The organism is Streptomyces sp. RKAG293 (genome assembly GCF_023701745.1).
Taxonomy (GTDB): Bacteria; Actinomycetota; Actinomycetes; order Streptomycetales; family Streptomycetaceae; genus Actinacidiphila.
On record NZ_JAJOZB010000001.1, the window covers coordinates 4,310,014 to 4,324,646 of the forward strand.

The 14,633-nt window shown below is 73.4% G+C and carries 14 protein-coding genes, 1 tRNA gene and 1 pseudogene; 3 read left to right on the forward strand and 13 right to left on the reverse strand.

What is annotated here, in order from left to right:
• Nucleotides 1-96 precede the first annotated feature (96 nt).
• Complete coding sequence (locus tag LNW72_RS18905) at nt 97-1,074, reverse strand: zinc-binding dehydrogenase (RefSeq protein WP_285369630.1); 978 nt, start codon at nt 1,072-1,074, stop codon at nt 97-99.
• A gap of 159 nt (nt 1,075-1,233) precedes the next feature.
• The gene (locus LNW72_RS18910) at nt 1,234-2,085 is read right to left on the reverse strand and encodes an aldo/keto reductase (RefSeq protein WP_374117413.1); all 852 of its coding nucleotides are present in this window, start codon (nt 2,083-2,085) and stop codon (nt 1,234-1,236) included.
• On the opposite strand from LNW72_RS18910, the gene LNW72_RS18915 reads away from it, so the two are divergent.
• Complete coding sequence (locus LNW72_RS18915) at nt 2,041-2,508, forward strand: Lrp/AsnC family transcriptional regulator (RefSeq protein ID WP_250976496.1); 468 nt, start codon at nt 2,041-2,043, stop codon at nt 2,506-2,508. The two genes, LNW72_RS18910 and LNW72_RS18915, sit on opposite strands and share 45 nt — an antisense overlap.
• A gap of 48 nt (nt 2,509-2,556) precedes the next feature.
• On the opposite strand, the gene LNW72_RS18920 is transcribed toward LNW72_RS18915, so the two are convergent.
• On the reverse strand, nt 2,557-2,817 hold the full coding sequence (locus LNW72_RS18920; protein ID WP_250976497.1) for a hypothetical protein: 261 nt from the start codon (nt 2,815-2,817) through the stop codon (nt 2,557-2,559).
• A gap of 230 nt (nt 2,818-3,047) precedes the next feature.
• Here LNW72_RS18920 and LNW72_RS18925 point away from each other — a divergent pair, with 230 nt between their 5' ends.
• Together LNW72_RS18925 and LNW72_RS18930 are read left to right on the forward strand one after the other, a co-directional pair.
• Nucleotides 3,048-3,443, forward strand: coding sequence for an LPXTG cell wall anchor domain-containing protein (locus LNW72_RS18925; protein ID WP_250980220.1), 396 nt, complete (start codon nt 3,048-3,050; stop codon nt 3,441-3,443).
• A gap of 259 nt (nt 3,444-3,702) precedes the next feature.
• On the forward strand, nt 3,703-4,128 hold the full coding sequence (locus LNW72_RS18930) for a class F sortase (protein WP_374117290.1): 426 nt from the start codon (nt 3,703-3,705) through the stop codon (nt 4,126-4,128).
• 192 nt (nt 4,129-4,320) lie between these two features.
• Here the strand turns inward: LNW72_RS18930 and LNW72_RS18935 are convergent, their stop codons facing one another.
• The 10 genes and pseudogenes from LNW72_RS18935 to LNW72_RS18980 all read right to left on the reverse strand — a co-directional run bounded on the left by LNW72_RS18935 (nt 4,321) and on the right by LNW72_RS18980 (nt 14,235).
• Nucleotides 4,321-4,692 carry a hypothetical protein gene (locus LNW72_RS18935; protein WP_250976498.1) on the reverse strand — a complete coding sequence of 124 codons (372 nt, stop codon included), beginning with the start codon at nt 4,690-4,692 and terminating at the stop codon, nt 4,321-4,323.
• 102 nt (nt 4,693-4,794) lie between these two features.
• On the reverse strand, nt 4,795-5,439 hold the full coding sequence (locus LNW72_RS18940; RefSeq protein WP_250976499.1) for a GAP family protein: 645 nt from the start codon (nt 5,437-5,439) through the stop codon (nt 4,795-4,797).
• A gap of 207 nt (nt 5,440-5,646) precedes the next feature.
• A complete protein-coding gene (locus LNW72_RS18945) occupies nt 5,647-6,087 on the reverse strand; it encodes a DUF6325 family protein (RefSeq protein ID WP_308401977.1) in 441 nt (146 codons plus the stop codon).
• A 119-nt stretch (nt 6,088-6,206) separates the two neighbouring features.
• Nucleotides 6,207-6,518, reverse strand: a complete 312-nt coding sequence (locus tag LNW72_RS18950; protein WP_250976500.1) for an SHOCT domain-containing protein — start codon at nt 6,516-6,518, stop codon at nt 6,207-6,209.
• Nucleotides 6,519-6,566: 48 nt separating this feature from the next.
• A pseudogene (locus LNW72_RS18955) lies at nt 6,567-6,758 on the reverse strand (DUF2252 family protein); the annotation flags it as partial.
• A gap of 487 nt (nt 6,759-7,245) precedes the next feature.
• Nucleotides 7,246-7,322 (reverse strand) — tRNA-Thr (locus LNW72_RS18960).
• 104 nt (nt 7,323-7,426) lie between these two features.
• A complete protein-coding gene (locus tag LNW72_RS18965; protein ID WP_250976501.1) occupies nt 7,427-8,983 on the reverse strand; it encodes an alpha/beta hydrolase in 1,557 nt (518 codons plus the stop codon).
• A gap of 347 nt (nt 8,984-9,330) precedes the next feature.
• Nucleotides 9,331-10,281: a hypothetical protein gene (locus tag LNW72_RS18970; RefSeq protein ID WP_250976502.1), complete on the reverse strand. Its 951-nt coding sequence runs from the start codon at nt 10,279-10,281 to the stop codon at nt 9,331-9,333.
• Between the two features lie 227 nt (nt 10,282-10,508).
• Nucleotides 10,509-11,729, reverse strand: coding sequence for a DNA polymerase III subunit delta' (locus tag LNW72_RS18975; RefSeq protein ID WP_250976503.1), 1,221 nt, complete (start codon nt 11,727-11,729; stop codon nt 10,509-10,511).
• A gap of 172 nt (nt 11,730-11,901) precedes the next feature.
• Entirely contained in the window at nt 11,902-14,235 is a 2,334-nt protein-coding gene (locus LNW72_RS18980; protein ID WP_250976504.1) for an asparagine synthase-related protein, read from the reverse strand.
• Between the last annotated feature and the right edge of the window lie 398 nt (nt 14,236-14,633).

Consider the following 14,633-nt stretch of genomic DNA (forward strand, 5'->3'; position numbering starts at 1 on the left):
GGTGGCGGAGCGGACAGGAGGGCAGAGGGGGCAGAAGGGGCCGGTGTAACGACAGGGACCCGTGCGTCGGGGAGGCGCCGGCCTGCCGGGGTGTCGTCACGGCAGCAGCAGGGTCTTCCCGAGGACGTCGCGGGCCTCCATCGCCCGGTGCGCGTCGGCGGCGCGCTCCAGCGGGAACGTCTGCCCGATGACGGGCCGGATCCGTCCCGCGGCGGCCTCCGTCAGCGCGCGCCGCAACAGCCCACGGCCGACGTCGGGCGCGAACTGCACCTGCTCGATGCCGCGTACGGTCACCTCGCGCCGGCGGGCCTCCGCCGGGTCGACGGGCGCGAAGCCGCCGGCGGCCGCGCCGTGCGCGGAGAACTGGCCGCCGCGGGCGGTCAGTTCGAACGCGGCCAGCCCGAGCTCCCCGCCGACGCCGTCGTAGACCATGTCGGGACCCGCACCGCCGGTCGCCTCGCGCACCCGCTCCTCCCAGCCCGGCAGCGAGTAGTCGACGACGGCATGGGCACCCAGCTCGCGCAGCAGGTCCAGCTTCCGCTTGCCGCGAGCAGCCGCCACGACCCGTTCCCCCGCCGCCAGGGCCAGCTGCACCATGAGAATGCCCAGCCCGCCGCCGGCCCCGGTGACCAGCACCCACTCCCCCGGCTGGGTCCGGGCGGCGTCCGCCAGGCCCAGCGCGGTGGTGCCGTCGTGGAGCAGCGCGGCGGCCTCGCGCGGGCCGAGCCCGTCGGGTACGGCGAGCAGGGCGTCGGCGGGCGCCAGGGCCCGCTCGGCGTACCCCCCGCGGTCACCGACATGGGCGGCGACGGACCGGCCGATCCAGCCGGGCTCGACGCCCTCCCCGACGGAGAGCACCCGCCCGGCCACCGCGCCCCCGGGTACGTACGGCGGCCGCACCGGCAGGAAGTCCTGCGCCAGGCCCTCGCGGATCCGCGCCTCGAAGAGGATCACGTCGGCCGCCTCGACCCCCACGACCACCTCGCCGGGACCGGCGACCGGATCCGGCAGCTGCGCCGTGACCAGCACCTCGGGACCACCGAACCGTGTCACCTGTACTGCTCGCACACCCATCACTCCCTACGTCCGCCACCTGCTGCTTCGTCCACGCAGCAGTCTCAGACTTGAACCTCGGTTCATGTCAAGGAGCGACGGGGTCGGTGGTGGCGGAGTCCGTGGCGCCGGGTCCGTGGTGGGGGTCTCCGTGGCCAGGTGCGCGGCCGGGTGCGCGGATTACCGGGCCGCGTCGAGCCGTACGAACTCGTCGGCGGTGAGCGTCACTTCGCCGGCCGCGGCCGAGTCCCGGATCGTCGCGGGCCGGCTGGCGCCCGGGATGGGAACGACGACCGGGGACTTCGCCAGCAGCCAGGCGAGAGCGATGCGCTGCGGGCTCACCCCGCGGTCCCGCGCTATCTCGTGGAAGGCGGCGAAGGGCGGGGCGTGGGTCGGGGCCGGGGCCGGGGCGGGGGGCGGGGCCGGGATCCCGTCAGCCACCGTCGGCGGGGCGTCGAGCGAGCTCCGGGAGATGCCGCCGAGCGGGCTCCAGGGCAGGAGGGCGATCCCGAGCTCGTCGCACAGCCGCAGCTCGGCCGCACTGTCGCGGACGGCGGGCGAGTACTCGTTCTGCACCGAGGCCAGCCGACCGCCGAGGATCTCGTCGGCCTGCCGGATCTGATCGGCGTCCACGTTGGAGACGCCCGCCATCCTGATCGTGCCCGCGTCGAGCAACTCCCGCAGCGCGCCGATGGATTCGGCGAACGGGACCCGGGGGTCCGGCTTGTGCAGCTGGTACAGCCCGATCGCCTCGCCACCGAGCCGCCGCAGCGACTCCTCGCAGGCCCGCTTCAGATGCTCCGGGGTGCCGTCGACGGTCCACGAACCGTCGCCGGGCCGCCCGCGGCCCCCCTTGGTCGCGACGAGGACGTCCGACGTGTCACCGCCGTAGGCGGCGATGGCGCGGGCGATCAGCTCCTCGTTGTGCCCCCGCTCGTCCGCGTGCCAGTGGTAGGAGTCGGCGGTGTCGATGAGCGTCACCCCTTGGTGGCCCTCGACAGCGTCGACATGCGGCTGCTCGAACTCGTCCAGACCGAGGGCCGCATCACTCTCAGTGAGCTGGGCCGACGGGTGAGCCTCAGCCCGGCCGCCGTGGCGGAACGCATCCGCCGGCTGGAGGGCAACGGCATCATCACCGGCTACTCCGCCGTGGTCGCACCGAACCGGCTCGGCTACGGCATGCTCGCCTTCGTCCGGGTCTCCCCGCACGGCGGCTACACCCTGCGTCACCCCAGGACGCTGGAACTGATGGCGCGCCCCGAGATCCTGGAGGTGCACCACGTCGTCGGCGAGGACTGCTGGATCATCAAGGTCGCCGTGGCCGACACCTCGCACCTCGAGGAGATCCTCGAACAGATCTCGGCCCTCGGCCGCACCACGACGTCGATCGTGCTGTCCTCCCCGGTCGAACGGAAGGTCATCACCCCGATCGACCGCACCGGCACAGCACCTTAGAGAGCGGCACGCCTGGCAAGAGGCGCGCCACGAGCGAGGCTCATCCGGTCAGGAGGAGCCGTCCGCGGAGCGCCAGGCGTCGACCCCCGCATGGGAGGCGGCCTGCGAGGCGGCCTTCGCCTGCCGCATGGCGCGGGCCGCCAGTTCGGACGGCGGTACCTCCATATGACGGACGTATCCGCGCCCGGCGTTCAGCAGCGTGACGCCGATCATGACCGTCCCGGCCAGCCCCAGCACCGCCGCGGCGCCGGTGACGGCCACACCCACCGCGAGCATCCGCGCGTCGATGTCGATTCCGTGTTCAGTCATCCGATTGATCGTCATGCATCCAGCCTGAGCGCCCGCGCCGTCTTCCGCACGCCGGGCGGAGCCGTCCGGGATCCTGATCCGCGGACCACAGCGCTCTGACAACTTCTTCACAGGTGCCTGCCAGCCTGTCGATCATGCCGACTGCCGCGCGGCAGCCGCCGGACGCGGCGAGCGCCGGACGCGGCGGCCGCTCCGACACTGATCGACCCCCGTCAACGGAAGGCACCACCATGTTCTCCCTCCGCACCCTGCGCACCGCCGCCGTCACCGCAGTCATCGCCGGCACGGTGCTGCTCCCGGCCACCGGAGCGTTCGCGGCGGACGCGAGCGCCAAGCCCGCCCCCGCCCCCACCGCCTCCTCCGGCGCGGTCACCGACAGCCCCCGTCCCACCGCTTCCGTCAGCGCCCCCGGCGGCACCCGCACCGGCGCCCCCCAGCCGACCGCCGCCCCCGCCGGCCAGTCCGCCGCCCCGATGCCGCGCGGCGGCGTCGCCGCCGGCGAGCAGCCGGCCGGGAGCACGGGCACCAGCAACGCCACCATCGCCGGCTCGGCCGCCGCGGCCGCCGCGCTCGCGGGTGCCGGCTTCGTCATCGTGCGCCGCCGGGCCGCCCGCCACGACGGCTGACCCTCCGATCCACGTGGTGCGCCGCCCCCGTGGGCGGCGCACCACCACCCCTAAGGACACCCATGGCCCGCATCCCGCACCCGGCGCGGCGGACCGGCCCGGCGCGCGCCCTGCGAGCCCCGCTCCTCGCGCTGGCCCTCACCACCGTGGCCGCCTGCTCGTCAGGCTCCCCCTCCGCCAGCGCCCCGGAACCGCCCGCCACCGGCGCATCGACCCCTCCCCGGCCACGGCACCCGCCACCCCCGGCGACCCCACCCGCGTGGTCATCCCCTCGCTCGGCGTGGACAGCTCCCTGCTGCGGCTCGGCCTCAACACCGACCAGACGGTCCAAGTCCCGCCGTCGGACCAGGGCATGACCGCCGGCTGGTACACGAACAGCGCGGTACCCGGCCAGCGTGGCTCGTCCGTCGTCATCGGCCACAACAACACCCGCCACGGCAAGGCCGTCTTCCACGATCTCGCGAAGATCAAGAAGGGCGCCGACATCGCCGTCCGCGGCGCCGACGGCAAAACCGTCCACTTCACCGTGACCGCCACCCAGACGGTCAGCAAGAAGACCTTCCCCACCCAGCAGGTCTACGCCCCCACCCCGACCCCCACCCTCCGCCTGATCACCTGCGACGGCTCGATAGACCCCCAGGGCCACCCCGTCGACAACCTCATCGTCTACGCAACCCTGACCTGAGCCCCCACCCGACACCGCCCCGCCGCAGAACGAAGAGGTCCCGGTCAGCTTGCTGACCGGGACCTCTTCGTTCTGCGGCGGGTGGTGGTCAGGTACTCAGGGACCAGGACTTGAGTACTCAGGGACCAGGACTTGAGCAGGGTCCGGGCGGTTCCGTTGTTGCCGAGGGGGACGCGATAGCTCAAGAGGTGTTCAGGCGTGGGAGTTGGTCAGGGCGAAGTAGGGCGAGAAGTCGTCCAGCAGGACGGTGAGGGTGGTGAAGACGCTGCGGTCGCCCTCGGTGCTGATCTGGCCGGCATCGGCGTCGGGGAACAGCTCCATCGCCTCGTCCAGGCAGGCGGCGAAGTTCGCGGCCGCGGGTGCGGGCCCCGCGCAGGGTCTGGAGGGCCAGGTCCCAGACCGGTTCACCTCCGCGGTGCGGATGACGCCGCCGTCGGGCAGCGGCGCGATCAGCCCTCGCTGGACGTCCGCGAAGTCACGCACGTCGTCGAACGCCAGCGTCTTGAGCGCGGCACGGTTCGCTGCGGCCGTCGCCTTCGACGCCGCCTTGGGTGCTACCGGCATGACGTCCTCCTTGGTGGTCCGCCCTTCGATGGACATGTTCCAGCCTGTGCCCCAACGAGCGGTTTGTCTGATCGAGAGAACCCCGGCGCCGGGCCGCGGGTGTCATCCGACGAGCCCGTAGATGCTTTTGCCGACCAGCCACAGGCCGATGACCAGGGACAACGCGACGATGGCCTGGTCCTGGTGCCCGTCGACCCAGGAACGCAGGGCTGCCAGCCGCACGTGGGCGGTTTCGGGTCGGAAGGTCGCGTAGAGCTCCATGGCCAGCAGGCTGGAGGTGGCCAGCAGCACGTAGCCCATCAGTGCCAGGTAGGAGCCGATCGAGGACAGGTGCGCCTGCACGACGGTGGCACCACCGGCGGCGACCATCGCCCAGGGCTGCAGCAGGAAGCCGAGCGCGGCGGCGAACCAGAGCGAGACGCCGTCCAGCCGAGCCATCCACTTGGGGGCGGGACGCGGCTTGGGATCCCGGCGCCGCTTGCCTTCGCCGTAGACGACCATGCCCAGACCCAGCGCCAGTTTGAGGGCCAGGGCGGCGGTGGAGGGATTGCTGTTGCGCGTGGGTGGGTTGCCGCCGGTCAGCAGGATCACGGCGGCGATCACCGCGACCAGACAGGCCAACCAGGCCAGGATGAACGCCAGCCCCTTGCGCACCCCGCCCGGTGCGGACAGCAGCAGGATGAACGCGGTGTTGTGCAGCGGGCCCAGCGTGATGGCCACGCCGATCAAAACCAGGTCAAGCACCATGGCCGCCACCGGTGTTCATGAGCTGTCGGAGTGCCCGTGCGGTGTCCTGGTTCATGGTCGTACCCTCCGAGCAGGGGGTCCAGCGCCGGGGCGAGTGCCGGGATCCGCTCGCCTGCGTGCGGCCCCCGGGGGTGGCCACGAACGGTACGCAGGGCGGGAAGGCCGCTGTGGCCGCCGGTGGCCCGGGCGGGATGCGCGGGCGTTGGTTCAGTCACTGGTCCCTGCGGCGTCCAGAGCTCCGACCAGGTCCTCCAGGGGAATGCGCCCGCCGGCGATCATCTGGGCACCGGAACGGCGCAGCGCGGAGGCCAGCGGGGCGGCCCAGAGGTTCTCGTAGACGATGATGCCCGCCGCACTGCCGGGTTCCAGGACAGCGCCGGCCTCATCGACGTCCTCGGAGCTGAGCAGCCCGGAGGGTGCGCCCTCGAAGACGGCCAGCTCCAGGACACCGTCGTGGTCGAGGTCGGCGATGGTCAGTGCGACCACCGAGCCATCCGTCTCCTTGCGCACGAAGGAGAGGTCGATGATGCGGATGATGCCGCGGTCGACCAGGTCGACCAGCAGGGGCAGTCCCTCTCCGCCCATGTCGCCGTTGGGGAACTCGATGATCAGGTAGTCGATCGGCCCCAGGTCGTTGAACTCGTCCACGTCGGCTCCTCGTAGGTCGCGGGAAGGATGCTGCGGTACAAGCCCTCGCATTGGCGGGGGCCGGGACCGGGTCGCCTGCGAATCCGGTTCGGCGCTGCGGCCTTGACCATGTGGTGCTCCTACAAGCCGAGGACCTTGGCTTTCTGTGCCGCGAACTCCTCATCGCTCAGCACGCCCTGGTCCCGCAGTCCGCCGAGCTGTTTGAGCTGTTCGATCCGGCTGTCCATATCGGTTGCGGGGGCGGCTGCCACCGGGGCTGCGACGGGGGCCGGTGCGGGCGCGGCGACGGGCTCGGGCTCGACCGGTGGTGCCTGCTGGGCACCCTGGTCGGCCCAGCGTCCGGCCTGGCGCCGTGACACGCGGTTCGAGACGGCGGTGGCTGTTCCGGCGACGACCGCGGTGCGGGCGACCGTACGAAGTAGGCGGGGCATCTGATCTCTCCCTCGGGTTCGTGGCACAGGCGGCGGATCCGCCCGCGCTCACGCGCCTCGGGCGGCTCGGGCGGCTCGGGCGGCTCGGGCGGCTCGGGCGGTGACCTGGCTGCTGTTCACAGCGTCGACCAGGGCCTGGTGATCGCGTTCGTTCTGGTCGGCGTAACGCTCTGCGAAGCGGGCCAGGGCCTTGTCGAAGACGTCGCCCGCGCCCAGGTAGGCGGCGATCGCGATCCGTTCCAGGTCCGGGAGCAGCTCCGGTGCGGGAGTGCCCTGTGTCGTGGTCTGCTTCATGGACGAGTCCTCCTCGCCTGGGTGCGGTCTGCCCGTCCAAGGCGCCCGCCCTTCAAGTCAACGCCCGTGTCCCGACTTCGGCCACCGCGAACACCAGGCCGGGGGGCTGGGGGCCCGCTCAAGGCTTCCAAGAGCGCACGGCTGCTGAGCTCCTGCACCGCATGAGCCGCATGAAGCGCATGAGGTCGCAGAAACTGGCGCTGCCGACCGCACTCATCGAGGCTCCGTCGGACGGGTTTCCCCGCTCAGACGCCGGCTTCACGGCCCGGCGACGATCACGATCAGGTCGACCCCGAGCACAGCCGGCAGTCCGATCAACATGCCGCACACCTACGCATTGCGATGCACAGGTGGACGGTGCCCGATGGGCCGAGATTCCAAGGTCAACGAAAACAAGAAACCCCAGGTCAGATGCCTGACCTGGGGTTCCCCATGGGGCCGCCTTCGGGATTCGAACCCGAGACCTACGCATTACGAGTGCGTTGCTCTGGCCAGCTGAGCTAAGGCGGCATGCTGCGCTCGGCCAGTGTGGCGGGAGCAGCGGCGCCAAGTCTACAGGGTTGTTGGGGGTGCTCCGTGCAGGGGTGGATCGGGCGGAAATGCAGGTCAGCGGGTCAGTCGCACTTTTTGTTCTTGGGCGGGGTGGTGCCTTCGAGGAGGTAGAGGTTCACGGCGGTGTCGATGCAGTCGGAACCGCGGCCGTAGGCGGTGTGGCCGTCGCCGTTGTAGGTGAGGAGGTGGCCGGAGGAGAGCTGGGAGGCGAGGGACTCGGCCCAGGAGTACGGGGTGGCCGGGTCGCGGATGGTGCCGACGACGAGGATCGGGGCCGCGCCCTTGGCTTCGATGCGCTGGGGCTTGCCGGTGGCCGGGACCGTCCAGTAGCCGCAGATCAGGCTGGCCCAGGCCAGGCCCGTGCCGAAGTGCGGGGAGGTGGAGCGGAAGGACGGGAGGGCGCGCGCGACGTCGGCCGGGGAGGAGAGGGCCGGGGGGAGGTCGAGGCAGTTGACGGCGGCGTTGGCGAACATGAGGTTCGAGTACTTGCCGCTGCTGTCGCGCTCGTAGTACTCGTCGGAGAGCTTGAGGAGGCCGGCGCCGTCGCCCTGCTGGGCCTTGGCCAGGGCGGCGCGCAGTGTCGGCCAGGAGCCCTCGTCGTACATGGCGGAGATCACGCCGGTGGTGCCGAGCGCCTCGGTGAGCGGGCGGGCCTGGCCGGTGGGGAGCGGTTTGGCGTCGAGGGAGCGGAAGAGGTCGTCGAGGCGGTGCCCGGCGTCGTCCGCGCTCTTCGTGCCCAGGGCGCAGTCGGTGTGCTTGACGCAGTCGTTCGCGAAGGCGGTGAAGGCGGTCTCGAAGCCGCCGGCCTGGGTGCGGCTGCTGTCGAGGGCGGAGACCGCGGGGTCCATCGCGCCGTCGAGGACCAGCCGGCCGACGCGCTGCGGGAACAGCCCGGCGTAGGTGGCACCGAGGAAGGTGCCGTACGACTTGCCGACGTAGCTGAGCTTGTCGTCGTCGAGCAGGGCCCGCAGGATGTCCATGTCACGGGCCGATTCGACCGTGGAGACATGGCCGAGGAGCTTGGCGGAGCGCTTCGCGCAGCTGGCCGCGAAACCGGTGTCGGCGGTGACGAGCTCGCTGGTCTCGGTGGCGTCGTCGGGGGTCGTGTCGACGGCGGTGAAGGCATCCATCTGCGCGTCGGTGAGGCACTCGACGGGCTCGCTGCGGGCGACGCCGCGCGGGTCGATGGCGGCCATGTCGTAGCGGGAGGTGACCGGTGCGGGGAAGCCGAGCGCCGCGTACTGCAGATAGTCGATGGCCGAGCCGCCGGGACCGCCGGGGTTGACCAGGAGCGAGCCGAGGCGCGCGCCGGGACCCGCGGCCTTCTTACGGGCGACGGCGAGCTTCAGATCGTCGGCCGCGACGGGGTGCGCGTAGTCCAGCGGGGCCTTCATCGTCGCGCACTCGAAACCGGGGACACCGCACGAGTGCCAGTTCAGCTTCTGCGCGTAGTACGGCGCCAGGTCGGCGTCACCGGCCGACGGGAGCGGTCCGAGCGAGCTGGCGGTGGTGGAGGCGGCGGCGCTGTGGCCCGGGCCCCCGCTGCTGCATCCGGAGAGGAGCAGGCCCGCCACCGCGAGGGCGATGGCGGGGATACGGAGCGGGCTCTTGGAGTACATCGGCGGCTCGGGTCCTCCCGTCGGGTGAGGGGGAGCGTATCCGTCCTGGTGGGGTGGGGGCGGGCTCCGGCGCCCGCTTATGGGCTATTTGTAGGCTGTTTGTAGGCCGTTTGAGGGCTGATCGAGTGGCTGGGCGAGTGGTTGGGCGAGGGCTTGGGCGGGTGGTTCGGTCAGTGGTCTCATCGCGTGCCTGGGCGGGTGGTTCGGTGAGTGGTCTCATCGCGTGCCTGGGCGGGTGGCTCGCCGCGCGCCTGGGCGGGTGGCTCGCCGCGCGCCTGGGCGGGTGGCTCGCCGCGCGCCTCGGTGAGTGGTCCCGTCGCGTGCCTGCGCCCGATCGCGCGCGCTCGCTACGGGTGCTTCGGGCCGTCGACCTTCTCCGTCAGGTAGCCGGCGACGCGCGCGAAGAGTTCGCGGCGGCCGCTCACGCCGTCGATGACGCGTACCTCGTCGGCGCGGGGGCGCAGCGCCGTGCGGAACCTGAGGGCCGAGTCGCGGGAGGCGCTCTCGCCGGAGCCGGAGGCGATGAGGAGCGCGGGGCGGCGGCCCGCCGGGGACGGGGCCGGGACGGCGACGCCCTCGTACCGGCCGGAGATCCCGGCGACCGCGCGGTAGCGGTCGGGGTGGGCGAACGCCTCGCGGACCGCGCACGCCGCCCGGTCGCCGACGCCCAGGATCGCGCGGGCGGAGCGGGTCGTCAGGGTGCGGTAGTGCCGGGCGACGGCGCCGAGATCGGGTCCCGCGCCGCCGCAGGTGCGCGGGATCACGAGAAGGAACGGATCGGCCAGGCGCCGCTGGACCTGGGCGGCGAAGCCCGCGTAGAGCTCCTGGTCACCGGCGCCGAGCTCAGCGACCACCACGGGGAAGGACACCTTCGCGGCGCGCGGGTACGCGTACTGCGCCGGGGTCCAGACGCGCGTGCCGTCGGCGAGCTCCTGCAGGACGCCGCCCGCCGGGCGGGAGATCGTACGGGGCGCCGCGGATCCGGACGCGGGCGGCGCGGCCGCGCGGGCGGGCGCCCGGGGAGGCGCGGGCACCCGGAGGTCCACCGCCGTCCGGGCCGCGGCCGTCACCGTGCCCCCGCCGCCGCCCGGCGACAGCAGCGGTACGGCGACGGCGACCACCGCCAGGACGGCCGCGCCCGCGGCGGCGGCGCGCAGCGCCGTACCGGTACGGTCCTGCGCCAACTCGTAGACCCGGCCGGACCGTTCCGACCACCAGTAGCGCAGCGCGGAGCGCACGAGCGCCACGGCGGCGGCAGTGGTGAAGAAGAGCAGAGTGAACAGGACGGCATCAGCCACGGTACGGACCACCTCGGGGACGACTGCGGCCTCCGGGTGGGCTCCGGCGGCACTGTCTGCAGCCTGCAACGCGGCACGCCGGGTGGGCGGTCGGCGTTACGGGTCCCCGTCGTTGATCACCCGAAGGCACCAAAGGCGCCAAAGGCACCAACGACCCCAGAGGGCCGAGGAAGGCGAAGGCCCCCTCAGCCCGCCCCCTCAGTCCGCCCCTGTCAGCCCGCCCCCTGTCAGCCCGCCCGCAGCGACAGCGTCATCGCCTCCACCGCCAGCAGCGGCGCGACGTTCCGTTCCAGTGCCTGCCGGCAGGCGAGGATCGACTCGATCCGGCGCAGCGAGTTCTCCGGGCGGGAGGAGGCCGCGATGCGCTCGATCGCGTCGCGCGCCTCGACGTTCGCGATGCCGACCTTCGAGCCGACCTGTACCGCGAGCACGTCCCGGTAGAACCCGGCCAGGTCGATGAGGGCGAGGTCCAGGGTGTCCCGCTGGGTTCGGGTCGATCTGCGCTTCTGGCGGTCCGCGAGGTCCTTCATGGCGCCCGCCGTGCCGCGCGGCATCCGGCTGCCGGCGCCCGCCGACGCCCCGAGCGCGGCCCGCAGCTCCTCGGTCTCCTTGCCGTCAACGTCCACGGCGACCTGCTTGGCGTCGTCCGAGGCCGCGTCCACCAGCTCCTGCGCGGCCTTCAGACACCCGCCCACATCGTCCACCCGCAGCGGCACCCGCAGCACGGTCGCCCGCCGCGCCCGCGCCTGCTCGTCGGTGGCGAGCCGGCGGGCCCGGCCGATGTGGCCCTGTGTCGCCCGGGCGGCCGTGGAGGCCAGCTCGGGGTCGACCCCGTCGCGCCGCACCAGGACGTCGGCGACCGCTTCCACGGACGGGGTCCGCAGACTCAGCAGCCGGCACCGGGAGCGGATGGTCGGCAGCGCGTCCTCGACCGAGGGCGCGCACAGCAGCCAGACGGTCCGGGGCGCGGGCTCCTCGACCGCCTTCAGGAGCACGTTCCCCGCTCCTTCGGTGAGGCGGTCGGCGTCCTCCAGGACGATCACCTGCCACCGGCCGCCCGCCGGCGACATGGCCGCCCGCCGCACCAGGTCACGGGTGTCCTTCACGCCGATCGACAGCAGATCCGTCCGGACGATCTCGACGTCCGCGTGCGTCCCGATCAGCGTCGTGTGGCAGCCGTCGCAGAACCCGCAGCCCGGCACCCCGCCCAGCGCCCGGTCCGGGCTCGTGCACTGCAGCGCCGCCGCGAAGGCGCGGGCCGCGGTGGAGCGGCCGGAGCCGGGCGGGCCGGTGAACAGCCAGGCGTGCGTCATCTTGGACGCGGTCGGCAGCGCCGCGCCCTTCGCGCCCGCCGACGTGGCCGTCACCAGGGCATCGGCGTCCCGCGCGGCCGCGGACAGCTGCGCCGTCACCGCGTCCTGGCCGACCAGGTCGTCCCACACCGCCATTACGAGTCCTCTGCGGTCGCCGTTCGTGCCATCGCCCGTTGCCATCGGAAGCCAAGCCATGGGAGCCATGGGTAGCCATCAGATGCCATCGGACCTGGACACCATTGTCGGGCATCGCACTGACAACGGTTCGCCGCTCACCGGCCGCCCCGTCCCCGCCCCACCCCACCCCTCACATCGTCAGCCGGCGCACCCCGCCCGCCACAGCGCGCTGCTCCGGAGCGTCCGCCCCGGTCCAGCAGGATCCGCGGCGGGCCAGCAGCCGGCGCAGCCAGACCTCCGTCGCGACGAGCTCGCCGAGCCCGTCCAGCGGGAGCGCCTCGCCGTCGGCGGCGGCCCGCAGGGCCTGGCGGACGACGCGGGCCTCGACGAGCCCGGCGTCGGCGAGCAGCGGCGTGTCGAACAGTTCGATGAGGTCGTCGACGGAGGACCGCAGCCCGGTGCGGAACGCGGCGGCGGTCGAGACGTGGGAGTTGGCGCCCCAGCCCGGCGGCAGCTCCCGGATCCCCGAGCCGGCCAGGACCGCCCGCAGCACCGAGACCCGCGCCCCGGGCTGCACGCGCAGCGCCTCGGGCAGCGCCCGGCAGGCGCGGACGACCTGGTTGTCGAGGAAGGGGGCGTGCAGCCGCTGGCTGCGCACCTCGACGGCCTGCTCGAAGACGCGGTGGTCGGCGGCGTGCCGGGCCAGCGCGGCTCGCGCGCGCCGGTCGCCCGGACGTTCCACCGGTCCCGGCCGGGCCGCCGCCTCCTGGAGGCGAACCGATACTTCGGCGAGGGCCTCGCCGGTCAGCCAGCGGGCGGCCGGGCCCGGCCGCACCCAGGCCAGCGCGGCGAGGGAGGCGTTGAGCGCGGCGCCCGGCCCCGCGTCACCGGAGCTCGAGCCGGGACCGAAGCCGTTGCCGGAGGCCGCGGACGAGCCGGATCCGTAGCCGAAGTCGCGCCGCAACAGCCGGGCCGCGGCGTCCTGCACGCCCTGCTGGTAGGGCGTACGGGCCAGCCGCCGGGCGGCGCGGTAGACGGTGAAGGGGACGAGGACGGAACGGCCGGTCGGGCCGTCAGCCGTGGCGAGCGCGGCCACCGGTCGCAGCATGTGCCGGCGGTGCCGGTCCAGGAGCAGGTCGGCGAGGCGTGCCGGGTGCGCGTCGAGGACCTGGCGGGCGCCGTGCCCCACGAGGTGGTCGGCGCCGCCCGCGGCGAGCCGGCGGCGGTGGCGCTCCGCGGTGATGAGGGACGGGCCCGGCTCGTCGGTGAGCGGGCCCGAGCCGAGCTCGGCGTACGGGAGCGCCTCGGTGCCGCCGGGCACCACCACGTGGTGCAGCCGGGGGTCGGCGGCCATGGCCCTGGCCCGTTCGAGTTCGGCGTCGCGGGACTGCAGTCCGCCGCCCGCCAGATCGTTGAAGGTGACGGCCAGCAGCCGCTGCCCGGCCGAGGATCCGTGGCCGAGCGGGGTGCCGGGCATGCCGGGCAGTCCGGCGGCGAGCAGCGCGAGGGTGGCGGAGGCGCTGCCTCCGGACAGGTCGGCGCCGATGCCGGGGGACGGGGCCTCGCCGGCCTCGGGGATGAAGCGCGGCTGGGCGAGCCGGGCCCGTACGGCGTCGACGAGGGCGTCGCGGACCCCGGTGATCGCCGCCTCGGTGTCGGAGGCGGAGGTCTGGTTGCCGACGGCGAGCGACGCGGTCGCCTCGTAGCCGCTGATCTCGGGGACGCCGTCGCGCAGGATGAGGGCGTGGCCCGGCGGCACGCGGCGGACGCCGATGTACGGCGTCCCGTCGCCGAGCGCCTCGGGCGAGTCCGGGCAGGCGAGGGTGGCGGCGAGGTGGGTGACGTCCAGCCCCGCCTCGGTGAGGTCGGCGAGCGGGAGAGCGGCCGTCGCGAAGGCCGTACCGCCCGCCCAGCGGGTGTGGAAGACCGGCCGGGCGCCGGCGAGGTCGCCCAGGATCGTGATCCGGCGGCCGAGTTGGAGGACGGCGGTGTAACTGCCGGGCCATGCGGTGAGGTGGCGCAGGGCGCCGCCGCGGGCGGCGAAGAGGCCGACGCGCAGTTGGGCGTCGCTGGCGTGGCAGCGGCCGAGGATGGCGATCCGGGCGATGGCGGGGTGGCTGCTGCCGTAGCCGCTGCCGTGACCGCCGCCGTAGGTACTGCCGTTGCTGTCGCCGTAGCCGTTGGAACCCTGGTAGCCGGTTCCGGTGCCGCGGCCGCTGCTGCCGCCGCCGTAACCGTTGTTCCCGTACCCGTTGCTTCCGTAGCCGCTTCCGGAGCCGCTTCCGTAGGCGGCACCCGTACCGGACCCGGAACCAGAACCGGAATAGCTGCTGCCGCCCTGGTAGGAGGCGCCGGCCGGGTCGGCGTGGATCACGCGGACCTCGTCCGGACGCCAGTCACCGACCGCCCACAGCGGATCCGGGTCGCCCCACAGGAGTTGCGCGCCAACCGGGAGGACCGTACGGGCCGCAGTGCCCGGGAGTGACCCCGCGGCGGCACTGCTCCACCCCACCAACCACCGCATCGCCGCCTCCACAGGCTGTGGACCACTGGCTGTGCGGCATGCGAACTGCCGCTCCGCCTGAGGAACATGCTGCCATGGCACGGCGCACAAGGAGGCGCATGGGCGCAGGGAGGAGCGCCGGGTCGTCCGCGTGAAGCCAAACGTCGGTTTCACGCCAAAGTGGCTGGCACATGCCGGAGTTGATATGCCGGTCGCCGGATCTGTGGTCGAGCGGGCGCATTTACGGGACATACGCCGCATAAAAACAACAGTCCGGGAGGCGTCCGCACGCCTCCCGGACCGGTCCGCCGCCCGCGGGGATTGTGGCGGCGGAGCCCCCTGGCCCGCCGTCTCTTGCCATTGCCGCTTGTCGAGGCCACGGGCCGACCCACCCGTCCATGGAAGCGCGCCTGATCAGG

Bases quoted from the DNA above. Each gene is read 5' to 3' on its own strand.
- LNW72_RS18905 (WP_285369630.1), bottom strand. From the start codon at position 1,074: ATGGGTGTGCGAGCAGTACAGGTGACACGGTTCGGTGGTCCCGAGGTG.
- LNW72_RS18980 (WP_250976504.1), bottom strand. From the start codon at position 14,235: ATGCGGTGGTTGGTGGGGTGGAGCAGTGCCGCCGCGGGGTCACTCCCG.
- LNW72_RS18935 (WP_250976498.1), bottom strand. From the start codon at position 4,692: ATGCCGGTAGCACCCAAGGCGGCGTCGAAGGCGACGGCCGCAGCGAAC.
- LNW72_RS18950 (WP_250976500.1), bottom strand. From the start codon at position 6,518: ATGCCCCGCCTACTTCGTACGGTCGCCCGCACCGCGGTCGTCGCCGGA.
- LNW72_RS18920 (WP_250976497.1), bottom strand. From the start codon at position 2,817: ATGACTGAACACGGAATCGACATCGACGCGCGGATGCTCGCGGTGGGT.
- LNW72_RS18975 (WP_250976503.1), bottom strand. From the start codon at position 11,729: ATGGCGGTGTGGGACGACCTGGTCGGCCAGGACGCGGTGACGGCGCAG.
- LNW72_RS18940 (WP_250976499.1), bottom strand. From the start codon at position 5,439: ATGGTGCTTGACCTGGTTTTGATCGGCGTGGCCATCACGCTGGGCCCG.
- LNW72_RS18925 (WP_250980220.1), top strand. From the start codon at position 3,048: ATGTTCTCCCTCCGCACCCTGCGCACCGCCGCCGTCACCGCAGTCATC.
- LNW72_RS18965 (WP_250976501.1), bottom strand. From the start codon at position 8,983: ATGTACTCCAAGAGCCCGCTCCGTATCCCCGCCATCGCCCTCGCGGTG.